This window comes from Streptomyces sp. NBC_01116 (assembly GCF_041435495.1).
In the GTDB taxonomy this organism is placed as follows: domain Bacteria; phylum Actinomycetota; class Actinomycetes; order Streptomycetales; family Streptomycetaceae; genus Streptomyces.
Map to the genome: position 1 here is coordinate 5,105,781 of NZ_CP108644.1, position 13,701 is coordinate 5,119,481.

Below are 13,701 nucleotides of genomic sequence, written 5' to 3' on the forward strand. Positions count from 1 at the left end.
CGGCCGGCAGCGTTCCGCAGGCCGACGTCATCGAGGGCGGTTCCCACGGCGCGGAGATCTGCCGATCGGCAGATGTGCGGAAGCGCCCCGCCCGGAAGCCTTGATCCCCGGCACCGGACACCGGTCCGCGTGCGAGCCGGGACCAGGGGGCCACCATGCCGAACAACGTCACCGAAACGCCGCCCGGAGGGGGGACCTTCCCGCAGGCCGGCGTGGACCGGCACCGCCGGCGCCGGTGGTCCGGCCGGCCGGTCTGGTCCGGCTGCCTGGCGGTCGTGTGGTCGGCGCTCTACGGGGCGGCGGCGCTGTACTGGGCGCTCGGCGGAGACGGCTTCCCCTTCGAGCGGGTCCACGAGGACCGGTCCTCCGGATCGATCCTGGAGCCGAGCCGGGCCGAGCTCGTCGCCCCGGTGCTGGCCCTGTTCTGCGCCCTCGGGGTGGTCGCCGGTGTCCTGATGCTGAAGAACCTCGGGACCGGCCGGGTCCGCAAGGCCCTCCTCGTCTACGGGTGGGCGGCCGGTATCGCCCTGGCCCTCCTGATCAACGACTACTCGCTGCTCGGGCTGCTGGCGTTCTCGCCGGCCCTGCTCGTGTTCGTCTTCACCGGGGTGCCGGGTCCGCAGGACATGGGCGACATCCTGTACTGGCACCGCGGAAACCTGATGATCCTCTTCGTCGGCGGGCTGCTCTGGGTCGCCACGACACTCGCGTACCAGCGGCGCACCAACGGGCAGTGCGTGTACTGCGGCCGGTCCCCGCACGGGCCCGGGCGCTGGGCCGACGGCATCGGGCTGCGCACCTGGGGGCGGCGGGCGGTCTGGCTGGCCGTGCTCTCGACCCTCCCGTACGACATCACCCGTATCGCCTGGTACTTCGGTTGGCCGCTCGGCATCACCGACGAGTTCCTGAAGGAGATGCAGGACACGCCCGGCATGCTGGAGATGGGGCTCGCGCTGGGAGTGGTGTCGACGCTGGGCAGCCTGCTGATGCACGGGCTGATCGCGAGGTGGGGCGAGGTGTGGCCGCGCTGGGTGTGGTGGAAGAAGGGGCGGACGATCCATCCGGCGACCGCCGTCGTACCGGCCGGGATCGTCGCGCTCGCGCTCGTTCCGGGCGGCCTGATGGCGGTGCGCGGCTTCGAGTCGACCTCGTGGGGGATCACCGGTCCCGCGATCCTGTGGGCGGTCTGGGGTGTTGCCCTGGGAGCCGCCACCTACCTGTACTACCTGCGTCGCCGGGGTGTCTGCCGCAGTTGCGGGCAGGGCTGACGGGCAGGGCGCTGACGGGCAGGGCTGACGGGCAGGGCGCTGACGGGCAGGGCTGACGGGCAGGGCGCTGACGGGCAGGGCTGACCGGCGGGCATCGCGGGTGGGTGTCGCCGACGGGTGCCCACCTGCCCGCGACGCCCGCCGCAGGTCAGCTCAGGCAGAACTCGTTGTCCTCGGGGTCCGCCATGAGGACCCAGCTCCCGCCCTGCTCGTCGTACGTGCGCACCGCCCGCGCGCCCAGCCCCACCAGCCGTTCCTCCTCCGCGTCGCGCTGTCCCGGCGCGGAGTGCACGTCGATGTGGAGGCGGTTCTTCACCGTCTTCGGCTCCGGTACCCGCTGGAACAGCAGCCGCCGCCCCTGCCCCGTACCGCTGACCTCGTCGTACGGGTCGTCCGGATGCCGGGCCGCCGCGAGGTCGAGCCAGGCGCGGCGGCCGTGGGCGTGGGTCGTGATGGCCTCCGGTACGGCTCCGGCCGCGAGCAACTGCTCGACCAGCGGGCTGTTGTCCTCCACGAGATAGCCCAGGGCCGCCGCCCAGAATCCGGCCTGCGCGTGCGGGTCGGCGCTGTCGATCACGAGCTTCCAGGACAGTGTCTGCGTCATGGAAACCGTTTATAGTGGTTACATGAGTGAGAGGGCAACGGACACGCCGGACCGATCTCCGCGATCCCCGCGGGCCGAACGGTCCGAGCGGCCGGGGCGCTCCGGGCGGCCGGGGGGACAGGGGGCTGCCGGGCTGCTGCTGCGGCATCCGGACGGCAGTTCCTTCCGGTTCGATCCGGGCGCGCTCTGTCTGGAGCTGCTGCCGACCGGAGGTCCGGGCCCGCTGGCGTACTTCGAGGTGCTGCACGAGCCGGCCGACCTGGTGCGCTGGGCGGAGGGGAGCCGGCTGCCGGACGGGCTCGGGCCGAAGGCCGCGTCCGGGGCTGGGCCTGGGTCCGGGGCCGGGTCCGGAGTGGGTTCAGGTCGGGGCCCCGCGCTCGTCGTGAGCGCGGCGGAGGTGGCGGACGCGCGTGCTCTGCGCGATGCGCTGTGGCGGCTGGCGGAGGGCCATGTGGCGGAGGTGTCGCCCGGTCCGGACGACCTCGCCACCCTCAACGACGCGGCGGCGCACCCGCCCCTGACGGCCCGGCTGGCACCGGACGGGAACCGGGAGTGGGCGCCCGGGGGCACCGGGGCCGGGCTGCTGTCCACCGTCGCCCGCGACGCGGTCGACCTGTTCACCGGGGCGTACGCCCACCGGATCCGTACCTGCGGCGCGCACGGCTGCCGCCTGCTCTTCGTCGACACCTCCCGCCCCGGTCGGCGCCGCTGGTGCTCGATGGAGCGCTGCGGCAACCGCCACAAGGTCCGGGTCCACCGTGCCCGGCTCGCCGCCGCCGACGAGTGAAGAGGGCCTGTGGGCTCTCAGTGGTCGGTGGCGACTATCTCGGTGCAGGGGTCACGGAAATCTGTGTTCGCCAGAGTAGACATTGGGCGGTGCTGTGGATATGGTTTCTCTCGTAGCCCAAAGAGACAGCAGGGCCCGGCAGATACGAACTGCCGGGCGGCAGTGCAAGCAGTTGCCGTTCGAAGGACGGTGCGGTGGCGGAGTTTCGAAGCCAGGGTTGTCGCAGGACGGCGACGGGGCTGGCGACCGCATCGGGTGGCCCGCAGTGATCAGGGGCCGCCGTCAGCAGGTACCGCGTTTCACGCGGGAGCAGTACCCAGCAGTAGGCAAGTGATTCATTCCAGAGGGAAGAACGGAGGAGCGAGGCGCCATCAGGATCGCCCGGGCTGAGTAGTGAGTCCGGGTACCGCAGGACATCGATAGTGAGGTGGTCTCCGGTCAAGCAACCGCGATCCCCGCAACCCCGGCGAGTCCCAGGCCGGATCAGCGGAAACAGAAGGCCGGCGCAGTAACCAGGGCCGGCGGATGGTGTGAGCAGTTCCTTCGGGGCCCGAGTGCCGTACGGCACTCGGGCCCCTCGACGCGTTCCACAGAGAGGTGCAAATGACAGCAGGCGACTCGTTCGGGCGTCTCGACGACGACGACTATCCCGCCTACACGATGGGCCGGGCCGCCGAGATGCTCGGTACCACGCAGGGCTTTCTCCGAGCTGTCGGAGAAGCCCGTCTCATCACCCCGCTGCGTTCCGAGGGCGGGCATCGCCGCTATTCCCGCTACCAGCTGCGCATCGCCGCGCGCGCTCGGGAGCTGGTCGACCAGGGCACCTCCGTCGAGGCCGCCTGCCGCATCGTCATCCTCGAAGACCAACTCGAAGAAGCCCAGCGCATCAACGCCGAATACCGCAAAGCCGCCGCACCGGAGAACCCGACGACAGCAGGCTGAGGCGGCGTCGACCTTCCGCCCGGCGGCTCGCTGCCGTGCCGCTCGTCGATGAGCGGCAGCGCCCGCCGGCAGGAAACGGTGTGGCCCGAGCGGCGGGCGCCGGTCGGGCCCGCCGCGGGCAGGTTTCCGTCAGAGCACAGTGACGTATCTCAGTGGTCGGAGTAACTGAAGTCGCCCATGGTCCAGGCGCTGACGTCCTCGATCGCCACGCGGTACATCCCGCCCGTGTCCGGGATCCCCACCGTTCCCTGCAGGATCCGCGCCACATGGAAGTGCAGATGCGTGGGCGCTTCCTCCACAGGCGTGGATGCGGTGAAGACGGCGGAGAATTCGCTCAGGCGGGCCGAGTCGGCCAGGACCTCCGACACCCGCTGCCTCCAGACCGCTTCGGGAGCCAGCCGACCGGTGATGACAGCACCCCCGGCGACCACGGTCAGAGTCATCTGATTGCTGTGCCCGGACTCCACCAGGGCAGCGATATCAACAAGCAGTTCGTCAGGCTTCGACATGGGGCCAACTCTATGCACCGCCGTCCGGCCGGTTCGAGGGGTGTGCCGTCACCGGCTTCTACGATGCCGGGTCAGTGCACCCGTGCCTCGCGCGAGAGGAGGCCGGCGCAGGCCGGGCAGGTGTGCCGGTCGATCGCGGCCAGCAGACGCGTGGCCGCCGCGCGAACGGTCCGCGCCGGGTCAGGGCCCCCGGCCTCGGGCGTGGCGGGCGCGGCGGCCAGCCGGGCGGCCGTGGCGCGGCCCGCCGCCACCGCGTCGTGCGCGGCGCGGGTCCACGCCGGGTGCTCGGTGTTCCCGGCGGCCAGGATCGTGGCGAGCAGATCCAGGACGCCCGCCCGGTCCCTGACCGTGTCCGTCGCCGCCAGCTCCCAGAGGAACGGCACCGTCGCCGCCGTCGAGTCGAAGACCGGCGGAGTGCCGATCCAGCGTTCCAGATCGCTCAGCGCCTCGTCCGAGGTCGGCGCGTCGCCCCAGGCGATCCGCGACAGCACACCGGGAACCTGGGACGCGGAGCCGTACGCGTGCTGCAACTCGTGCCACCGCACGTTTCTCATGGCCCCCAGGACAGTCCCCATCCGGGCACTCAATCAGCCTTTACCGCGCGGCGTCCACCGTGCCGGGGGACCGTTCCGCGGACCGGCCCGTTCCGCCCGTTCCGTGGAGCCGGCGCAGATACTCCCGTACGGAGCGGGCGTCGTCCGCCGGGGCGACGACACCCACGTGGTGGTCGGGGCGGACGACCACGACGGTGCCCGTGCCCGTACGGCCGGAGGCTCCGGTTCCGTACGCCGCGGCCGCGTGGCCCGCGTGGTCGACCACCGCTCCCGGCTCCGCCGCACCGGCCCGGTCCTCGTGCGCCGCGTACACCCGGCAGCTCCGCACCCCGGCGTCGCCGAACACCTCCGCCGCCTCGCGCAGGACCGCCGCGCTCCCGGGGCCGAAGCCGAGGACCGTCGTGCCGGGGCCCGCGAAGACGCGGTGCAGCCGGGTCCGTGCCCCGGTCGCGGCGTCGGCGCAGGGCGCGTCCGGGGCGCGGTCCCCGGCGGCCAAGGTCGCGGGCGCGCCCGCGTGGTGGGTGGCCAGGGAGCTCCAGCGGTAGCCGACGCCCAGGCCGGTGGTGTCAGCGGTGATCGCCGCGTCCAGACCGCCGCCGGGGCGGCGGATCGCCTCCAGGGTGGCCCGCAGCCGCTCCGAGGTGAGGTCCAGGGTCCGGGCGGCCACCGGGAGGCGCTCCTCCTCATAGGTGTCCAGCAGCCTCGCGTCCGCGTGACCGGCGAGCACCAGCCCCAGCTTCCACCCCAGATTGAACGCGTCCTGGATACCGGTGTTCATCCCGAGGCCGCCCGCGACGGCGTGCACGTGCGCCGCGTCGCCCGCGAGGAGGACCCGCCCGGCGCGGAAGCGGTCCGCCATCCGTACGTTGACCCGGTACGTCGACAGCAGCTCCGCCCGCGTCAGGTCGTGGCCGGGCAGAGCCGTGTGGCGGGCGAGCAGCCGCCGGAACCCGTCGGCGGTGGGCGCGAGCGGCCGCCCCCGCCCGTCCCGCTCCGGTCCGGCCTGGAACCACCAGCCCGTCCGTGTGCCGGGGATCGGGCAGAGCATCACCGCGCCGTCCTCGTCGAACCACTGGTGCCAGCGGGTGCGGTCCAGGGCGTCCTCGGCCAGGTCGACATCGCCGCAGACCATCACCTGGTCCTCGTCGGTGGTTCCCTCGAACCCGATCCCGAGCAGCTTCCGTACGGAGCTGTGGGCGCCGTCGCAGCCGACGACATACCGTGCCCGTCCGCCCGGCCCATCGGCGTACGTGACGTCGACATGGCCCCCGTCGCCGCCGTTCTCCCCGTCGCCGGGACCTTCGCCGTCGCCTTCGCCGCCCGTGGCTTCGGACACACCCGCGCTCTGTGCCAGGCCCACGACCTCGCGGCCCAGCTCGACGCGGACGCCGTACCCGGCCAGCCGGTCGCGGAGGATTCCCTCCAGCCGCCACTGGGCGATCAGCCATCCGCGGTCGTAGCGGGCATCCGGGGACGGCGCGCAGTCCGCCCACGGATCGGCCTCCGCGACCGGGCGGCGGTCGCGGTACTTGAGCATCGGCAGCGGGGCCGAACCGGCGGCGAGCACCTCCTCGGCCACTCCGAGATCGTCCAGGATCTCCAGCGACCGGGGGTTGGGGCCCTTGGCGCGCGAGGTGCGCGGCGGGGCGGGGGACCGGTCCACGATCCGTACGGCCGCGCCGCGCCGGGCCAGGTCGCAGGCCAGCACCAGCCCGGTGGGTCCCGCTCCCACGATGAGTACGTCGGTCATGCCCATGCCTCTCCTTCGGTCATGCTTCCCCGTCCGTCCTGGCCGTCCAGGCCATCCAGGATCAGAAAAACGCAACCGAGTCAGAAAAGCAACTAGGTAATCTTTTGTTGTGCGGGGTCCGGGTCCGGGGCCGTGGACGCGGGTGCGCCGGCCGCCGTCGCCAGCAGCTTCAGCGCCAGCAGCCGGTTGCGGCGGGCGGTCCGCAGCGCGTCCCAGGTCAGCAGTGACAGCGCCAGCCAGACCAGGGCGAACCCGGCCCACCGCTCGGGCGGCATCGACTCGTTGAAGTACAGGACGCCCAGACCGAACTGGAAGACCGGGGCCAGATACTGGAGCAGCCCCAGCGTGGACAGCGGCACCCGGACCGCCGCCGCGCCGAAGCAGATCAGCGGCACCGCCGTGACGATGCCCGTCGCGGCCAGCAGGAACCCGTGCCCCGCGCCCCCGGCCGTGAACGTCGACTCTCCGGAGGCGGCGAGCCAGAGCAGGAAGCCGAGCGCGGGCACGAAGAGCACGGCGGTCTCGGCGGCGAGGGACTCCAGGCCGCCCATGTTCACCTTCTTCTTCGCCAGGCCGTACGTGGCGAAGGAGAACGCCAGCACCAGCGAGACCCAGGGCGGCTTCCCGTAACCGATCGCCAGGACGAGGACGGCGACCAGCCCCGTGGCGACCGCCGCCCACTGGACCGGCCGCAGCCGTTCGCCCAGCAGCAGGACGCCCATGGCGATGGTGACCAGCGGATTGATGAAGTAGCCGAGCGAGGCCTCGACGACCTGGCCGTTGTTCACGGCCCAGATGTAGAGGCCCCAGTTGACCGTGATGGTCGCCGCCGCGACCGATATCAGGCCCAGCTTGCGCCGGTCGCGGACCAGTTCGCCGATCCAGGCCCAGCGGCGTACGACCAGCAGGGCGACGGCGACGACGCCGAGCGACCAGACCATCCGGTGGGCGAGGATCTCGATCGCCCCGGACGGCTTGAGCAGCGGCCAGAACAGTGGGACCAGGCCCCACATCCCGTACGCGCCGATTCCGTACAGCAGGCCTGCCCGCTGTTCGTTCTTCCCCTCCACGTGCCCTCCCGGCCCGCCCGCGCCGGCGGATCCGCCGACGGCATGACGGTAGCGCCGGAAGGGCTTCGTGTCATAGCCGTCTCACGGAAACACTCATGACACGGTCCTGCGTGATGAGGTGGGGCGGGTGGCGCGGGAGCGTGTCGAGGCTCAGGCTGCGGGCAGGGCGGCGCGCACGGTCTCGGCGAGCGGCGTCGTCGGGCGGCCGATGAGCCGGGCGAGGTCGCCGCTCGTGCCCGCCAGCCGTCCCCGGCCGATCGCCTCGTCCACGTCCACGAGGATCGCGGCGAAGCTCTCGGGCAGTCCCGCGCCGACCAGGACCTCCTGGTGCGCGGCGGCCGGGACGTTCTTGTACGTGATCTCCTCGCCGGTCAGCTCGGACAGCAGCGCGGCGTACTCGGCGAGCGACCAGGCGGTGTCCCCGCTCAGCTCGTAGGCGGTGTTCAGATGGCCGTCGCCGGTCAGCACGGCGGCCGCGGCGGCGGCGTAGTCGGTTCGGGCGGCGGAGGCGACGCGCCCGTCGCCCGCGTTGGCGAGCACCGCTCGGTGCTCCAGGACCGGTGCCAGGTTGGCGGTGTAGTTCTCCGTGTACCAGCCGTTCCGCAGGAACGTGTACGGCAGCCCGGAGTCCAGGATCAGCCGCTCGGTGGCCTTGTGCTCGTCGGCCAGCGTGAAGTCCGCGTCCGGCCCGCCGAGCACGCCGGTGTACGCGAGCTGTGCGACGCCCGCCGCCTTCGCGGCTTCGATGACCGCGGTGTGCTGCGGCACGCGCTTGCCCACCTCGCTGCCGGAGATCAGCAGCACGCGGTCGCCGGGCCGGAAGGCTCCGGCGAGGGACTCGGGGCGGTCGTAGTCCGCGATGCGCAGTTCCACGCCCCGGGCGGCGAGCGCGGCGGCCTTCTCCTTGTCGCGCACGACCGCGACGACCTCGTCGGCCGGGGCCTGGGCCAGCAGGGCGTCCACGACGAGGCGGCCGAGTGCGCCGGTGGCTCCGGTGACAACGATGCTCATGAGGGTCTCCGATTTCGGTGGTTCGGTCCGCTTTCGGTCCGGGTTCGTTCACGACCCTACGGGTGGCGCTAACTGAAGGAAAGTACCCACTTTGAAGTAAGGTACCGGTATGGCAGAGAGTGGTAGGGCGGAGAGCGACAGGAGTGCAGAGGGCGCGGACGGGAGCACGGGGCGTCCGGCCTCGGGTCCGGGCTCGGGCTCGGCGCCTGGCTCGGGCTCGGTGCCGGCCTCGGGTTCGGGCTCGGGCTCGGCGCCGGCCTCGGCCCTGTCCTCGCTCCTGGCCTGGGACGTCAACCAGCCCATGTGTCCGTCCCGGCTGATCCTGGAGCATGTGACGAGTCGCTGGGGCGTCCTCGTACTGGCGGCGCTGCTGGAGCGTTCGTACCGCTTCAGCGAACTGCGCCGCGCGGTGGGCGGCGTCAGCGAGAAGATGCTGGCCCAGACCCTCCGGACGCTGGAGCGCGACGGCTTCGTCCACCGGGACGCGAAGCCGGTGATCCCGCCGCGGGTGGACTACACGCTCACCCCGCTCGGCATCGAGGCCGCCGAGCAGGTGTGGGCGCTCGCCCGGTGGACCGAACGCCGGGTGGACGCGGTGCGGGCGGCGCGCGAGGCGTACGACGGGGCCCGGACCTGATCCCCGTGGGGGATCGGGCCCGGGCCCCGGGCGGCGCGCGTACGGTACTGGACCGGCCTCAGCCCACGACGGTCCAGGTGTCGTTGCCGGCGAGGAGCGAGCCGAGGTCGCCCTTGCCGTTCTGTTCGACGGCGGCGTCTAGCTGGTCGGACATCAGGGTGTCGTAGACGGGCCGTTCGACGCTGCGCAGCACCCCGATGGGGGTGTGGTGCAGGGTGTCCGCGTCGGCGATCCGGGACAGCGCGAACGCCGTCGTGGGCGATTCCGCGTGGGCGTCGTGGACGAGGACCTGCGAGCGGTTCTCCTCCGTGACGGCCACGACCTTCAGATCGCCGGTGGCCGGATCGCGGACGACGCCCTTGGGCTCCTGGGAGCCGAAGAGGATCGGTTGGCCGTGTTCGAGACGGATGACGGCCTCGGCGGCCTGCTCCTTGTCCTTGAGGACCTCGAAAGCGCCGTCGTTGAAGATGTTGCAGTTCTGGTAGATCTCCACCAGCGCGGTGCCCGAGTGCTCGGCGGCCGCGCGCAGCACGCTCGTGAGGTGCTTGCGGTCGGAGTCGACCGTGCGCGCCACGAACGTGGCCTCCGCGCCGATCGCGAGCGACACCGGATTGAACGGCGCGTCGAGCGACCCCATCGGCGTCGACTTGGTGATCTTGCCCAGCTCGGAGGTGGGGCTGTACTGGCCCTTCGTCAGTCCGTAGATCCGGTTGTTGAAGAGCAGGATCTTGAGGTTGACGTTGCGGCGCAGGGCGTGGATGAGGTGGTTGCCGCCGATGGAGAGGGCGTCGCCGTCGCCGGTCACGACCCAGACCGACAGGTCGCGGCGCGAGGTGGCGAGTCCGGTCGCGATGGAGGGGGCGCGGCCGTGGATGGAGTGCATCCCGTAGGTGTTCATGTAGTACGGGAAGCGGGAGGAGCAGCCGATGCCGGAGACGAAGGTGATGTTCTCCTTCGCGAGGCCCAGCTCCGGCATGAAGCCCTGGACGGCGGCGAGGACGGCGTAGTCGCCGCAGCCGGGGCACCAGCGCACTTCCTGGTCGGACTTGAAGTCCTTCATGGACTGCTTCGCCTCGGCCTTGGGCACCAGTTGCAGCAGCTCGTTGTGGAGCAGTTCGTCGGTCTCAGGCATCGATGGCCTCCTTGAGGGCCGTGGCGAGCTGCTCCGCCTTGAACGGCATTCCGTTGACCTGGTTGTAGCTGTGGGCGTCCACCAGGTACTTCGCCCTGAGCAGCATCGCGAGCTGGCCGAGGTTCATCTCCGGGACGACGACCTTGTCGTAGCCCTTCAGCACCTCGCCGAGGTTCTTCGGGAAGGGGTTGAGGTGGCGCAGGTGGGCCTGGGCGATGGACGACCCGGCGGCCCGCAGCCGGCGTACCGCCGCGGTGATCGGCCCGTACGTCGATCCCCAGCCGAGCACCAGGGTGCGGGCCCCGGCGGGGTCGTCGACCTGGAGATCGGGGACCTCGATGCCGTCGATCTTGGCCTGCCGGGTGCGGACCATGAAGTCGTGGTTGGCCGGGTCGTAGGAGATGTTGCCCGTGCCGTCCTGCTTCTCGATCCCGCCGATACGGTGCTCCAGACCGGCCGTCCCCGGGACCGCCCACGGGCGGGCCAGCGTCTGCGGGTCGCGCTTGTAGGGCCAGAACACCTCCGTCCCGTCCGCCAGCGTGTGGTTCGGGCCCGTGGCGAAGGGGGTCTTCAGGTCGGGCAGGGTCGCCGTGTCCGGGATCCGCCACGGCTCGGAGCCGTTGGCGAGGTAGCCGTCGGAGAGCAGGAGGACCGGGGTGCGGTAGGTCAGGGCGATCCGGGCCGCGTCGATCGCGGCGTCGAAGCAGTCGGCCGGAGTCTGCGGGGCCACGATCGGAACCGGGGCCTCACCGTTCCTGCCGAACATCGCCTGCAGCAGATCGGCCTGCTCGGTCTTGGTCGGCAGCCCGGTCGACGGCCCGCCCCGCTGGATGTCGATGATCAGCAGCGGCAGCTCCAGGGAGACCGCCAGCCCGATCGTCTCCGACTTCAGCGCCACCCCCGGACCGGAGGTCGTCGTGACGCCCAGCGCCCCGCCGAACGCCGCCCCCAGCGCCGCGCCGATCCCGGCGATCTCGTCCTCCGCCTGGAACGTCCGCACACCGAAGTTCTTGTGCCGCGACAGCTCGTGCAGGATGTCCGACGCCGGAGTGATCGGATACGACCCCAGATACAACGGCAGGTCCGCCAGCTGCCCGGCCGCGATCAGCCCGTAGGACAGGGCGAGGTTTCCCGAGATGTTGCGGTAGGTGCCGGTGGGGAAGGCCTGCGAGGCCGGGGCGACCTCGTAGGAGACCGCGAAGTCCTCGGTCGTCTCACCGAAATTCCAGCCCGCGCGGAAGGCCGCCACGTTCGCCTCGGCGATCTGCGGCTTCTTCGCGAACTTCTGCCGCAGGAACGTCTCGGTCCCCTCGGTCGGCCGGTGGTACATCCACGACAGCAGGCCCAGCGCGAACATGTTCTTCGACCGCTCCGCCTCCTTACGAGGCAGCCCGAACTCCTTCAACGCCTCCAGTGTCAACGTCGTCAACGGCACCGGATGAACGTTGTAGGCCTCCAGCGAACCGTCCTCCAGCGGATTGGTCGCATACCCGACCTTCGCCATCGGCCGCTTCGTGAACTCATCGGTGTTCACAATGATCTCCGCGCCACGCGGAACATCGTCGATGTTCGCCTTCAGCGCGGCCGGGTTCATCGCGACCAGGACGTTGGGCGCGTCACCCGGGGTCAGAATGTCATGATCGGCAAAGTGCAGCTGGAAGGAGGAGACCCCCGGCAGGGTGCCTGCGGGGGCGCGGATCTCGGCCGGGAAGTTGGGCAGCGTGGAGAGATCGTTGCCGAAGGAAGCGGTCTCCGAGGTGAACCGGTCACCCGTGAGCTGCATACCGTCACCCGAGTCGCCCGCGAAACGGATGATCACCCGGTCCAGGCGACGGACTTCCTTACCGTCGCCGCCCGTGGTTCCCGTCGTACCTGACAGGGGGGCTCGCTGACCCCCGAGGACGGCGTCGTTGGCCTCATCGGCCTTCTCTGCCGCGCTACTGACCTGGCTCGTCACTGAACTGGACCTCCCTTGGGGCGGCGGTTCGGAACCGTCCGGCCAGCCGGCGATCCCAGAGGCCACCCTACGTCCGCGTAGGTGGCCCTCCAGGGACCGATCATATGGTGGACGCTATTTTGAGACACCCTTTGATAAAGGTTTGTCACCTTTTGCAACCCCCCGGTCATGGGATGAAGGCGGCCGCCTCCTGGGTCTTTCGTCCTAGGTCCTCCCCGGTTGCCCGAGCCTTCGGCGGCCCTTTCTTGATCAGAGGTGCCCGTCCGGCACCCGCCGGACACCCCTGGGCCCGCGCAGTGCCCCCGGAATGCCCCGGAGCGCTCCTGGAGTGCCCCGGAGCGCTCCCGGGGCGCTCCCGCGGCGCTCCGGGATGTGGCCGTCGGTGGCCCGAGCTCCACCTCCACCGATAACTGACAGGGTGTCGGATCCCTAGGAGTTCAGGTAGGTCAGCACGGCGAGGACGCGCCGGTGGTCCCCGTCGCTGGGCGAGAGCCCCAGCTTCAGGAAGATATTGCTGACGTGCTTCTCGACCGCCCCGTCGCTCACCACGAGCTGCCGGGCGATCGCGGAATTCGTCCGGCCCTCGGCCATCAGACCCAGGACCTCCCGCTCGCGCGGCGTCAGCCCGGCCAGCACGTCCTGCTTGCGGCTGCGGCCCAGCAACTGCGCCACGACCTCCGGGTCCAGCGCTGTCCCGCCCTGGGCCACCCGGACGACGGCGTCCACGAACTCGCGCACCTCGGCCACCCGGTCCTTCAGCAGATACCCCACCCCGCGGCTGCTGCCCGCCAGCAGCTCGGTGGCGTACTGCTCCTCCACGTACTGGGAGAGGACCAGCACCCCGATGTCCGGGTAGTCCTTCCGCAGCCGCACCGCCGCGCGCACGCCCTCGTCGGTGTGCGTCGGCGGCATCCGCACATCGGCGACCACCACATCGGGAAGCGCCTGCTGGGCGTCGAGGTCCGCCACGGTCTTGAGCAGCGCCTCCGCGTCCCCGACCCCCGCCACCACGTCGTGCCCGAGATCGGTGAGCAGACGGGTGAGCCCCTCCCGGAGCAGGACCGAATCCTCGGCGATGACCACGCGCACCCTGTTCTCCACGTTCTCCACGACTACGAGTCCCCCACTGTTCTGAATATGCCGCATATGTCGCGTTCCCCGCGACCTTGCACGGGCCACGCCCGACCACCGCGCACCACGCCCCTGCCGCCCAAGCATCCCAGGCCCCGGACACGGATGGGGGGCCTGTGGATAACCCGCACGGACCGGCAGCACGGGCCTCTACGACCTGGGCGCGGACGGCCCCTACACCCCGGGCACGGACGGCCGTACGCCCCGCGACGACTACGGCCGTACGGCCGGGCGATCGCGCCCGTACGCCCCGCCGCCGGACCGGGAGGCCGGGCGAAGGGGCGTACGGGCGCGGAGTGGGCGAAGGGGATACGGCGATACGCGGGGACGAGGGTGAAGGCGATAGAGG

General features: G+C 71.4%; 13 protein-coding genes. 4 read left to right on the forward strand and 9 right to left on the reverse strand.

Annotated features, from left to right (window positions below):
- Positions 1-155: 155 nt before the first annotated feature.
- Positions 156-1,268: an NYN domain-containing protein gene (locus OG245_RS22425; RefSeq protein ID WP_371625277.1), complete on the forward strand. Its 1,113-nt coding sequence runs from the start codon at positions 156-158 to the stop codon at positions 1,266-1,268.
- Between the two features lie 148 nt (positions 1,269-1,416).
- Here the strand turns inward: OG245_RS22425 and OG245_RS22430 are convergent, their stop codons facing one another.
- On the reverse strand, positions 1,417-1,872 hold the full coding sequence (locus OG245_RS22430; protein WP_371625278.1) for a VOC family protein: 456 nt from the start codon (positions 1,870-1,872) through the stop codon (positions 1,417-1,419).
- 136 nt (positions 1,873-2,008) lie between these two features.
- Here OG245_RS22430 and OG245_RS22435 point away from each other — a divergent pair, with 136 nt between their 5' ends.
- Both OG245_RS22435 and OG245_RS22440 read left to right on the forward strand, forming a co-directional pair.
- Complete coding sequence (locus OG245_RS22435) at positions 2,009-2,659, forward strand: ABATE domain-containing protein (protein WP_371627954.1); 651 nt, start codon at positions 2,009-2,011, stop codon at positions 2,657-2,659.
- A gap of 603 nt (positions 2,660-3,262) precedes the next feature.
- Complete coding sequence (locus tag OG245_RS22440; RefSeq protein ID WP_371625279.1) at positions 3,263-3,601, forward strand: MerR family transcriptional regulator; 339 nt, start codon at positions 3,263-3,265, stop codon at positions 3,599-3,601.
- 149 nt (positions 3,602-3,750) lie between these two features.
- Here OG245_RS22440 and OG245_RS22445 read toward each other — a convergent pair whose 3' ends face one another.
- From OG245_RS22445 to OG245_RS22465, 5 genes are all read right to left on the reverse strand, one after another.
- Entirely contained in the window at positions 3,751-4,110 is a 360-nt protein-coding gene (locus OG245_RS22445; protein ID WP_371625280.1) for a hypothetical protein, read from the reverse strand.
- A 71-nt stretch (positions 4,111-4,181) separates the two neighbouring features.
- Entirely contained in the window at positions 4,182-4,685 is a 504-nt protein-coding gene (locus OG245_RS22450; RefSeq protein ID WP_371625281.1) for a hypothetical protein, read from the reverse strand.
- A 19-nt stretch (positions 4,686-4,704) separates the two neighbouring features.
- The gene (locus OG245_RS22455; RefSeq protein ID WP_371625282.1) at positions 4,705-6,420 is read right to left on the reverse strand and encodes an FAD-dependent monooxygenase; all 1,716 of its coding nucleotides are present in this window, start codon (positions 6,418-6,420) and stop codon (positions 4,705-4,707) included.
- Between the two features lie 86 nt (positions 6,421-6,506).
- Entirely contained in the window at positions 6,507-7,484 is a 978-nt protein-coding gene (gene rarD, locus OG245_RS22460; RefSeq protein WP_371625283.1) for an EamA family transporter RarD, read from the reverse strand.
- A gap of 150 nt (positions 7,485-7,634) precedes the next feature.
- Complete coding sequence (locus OG245_RS22465; RefSeq protein WP_371625284.1) at positions 7,635-8,495, reverse strand: SDR family oxidoreductase; 861 nt, start codon at positions 8,493-8,495, stop codon at positions 7,635-7,637.
- 301 nt (positions 8,496-8,796) lie between these two features.
- On the opposite strand from OG245_RS22465, the gene OG245_RS22470 reads away from it, so the two are divergent.
- Positions 8,797-9,132: a winged helix-turn-helix transcriptional regulator gene (locus OG245_RS22470; protein WP_371627955.1), complete on the forward strand. Its 336-nt coding sequence runs from the start codon at positions 8,797-8,799 to the stop codon at positions 9,130-9,132.
- Positions 9,133-9,190: 58 nt separating this feature from the next.
- On the opposite strand, the gene OG245_RS22475 is transcribed toward OG245_RS22470, so the two are convergent.
- The 3 genes from OG245_RS22475 to OG245_RS22485 form a co-directional block, all read right to left on the reverse strand.
- A complete protein-coding gene (locus OG245_RS22475; RefSeq protein ID WP_219611703.1) occupies positions 9,191-10,264 on the reverse strand; it encodes a 2-oxoacid:ferredoxin oxidoreductase subunit beta in 1,074 nt (357 codons plus the stop codon).
- A complete protein-coding gene (locus tag OG245_RS22480; protein ID WP_371625285.1) occupies positions 10,257-12,221 on the reverse strand; it encodes a 2-oxoacid:acceptor oxidoreductase subunit alpha in 1,965 nt (654 codons plus the stop codon). The genes OG245_RS22475 and OG245_RS22480 overlap by 8 nt, the downstream gene beginning before the upstream one ends.
- Positions 12,222-12,650: 429 nt before the next feature.
- Entirely contained in the window at positions 12,651-13,310 is a 660-nt protein-coding gene (locus OG245_RS22485) for a LuxR C-terminal-related transcriptional regulator (protein ID WP_371627956.1), read from the reverse strand.
- Positions 13,311-13,701: the final 391 nt, after the last annotated feature.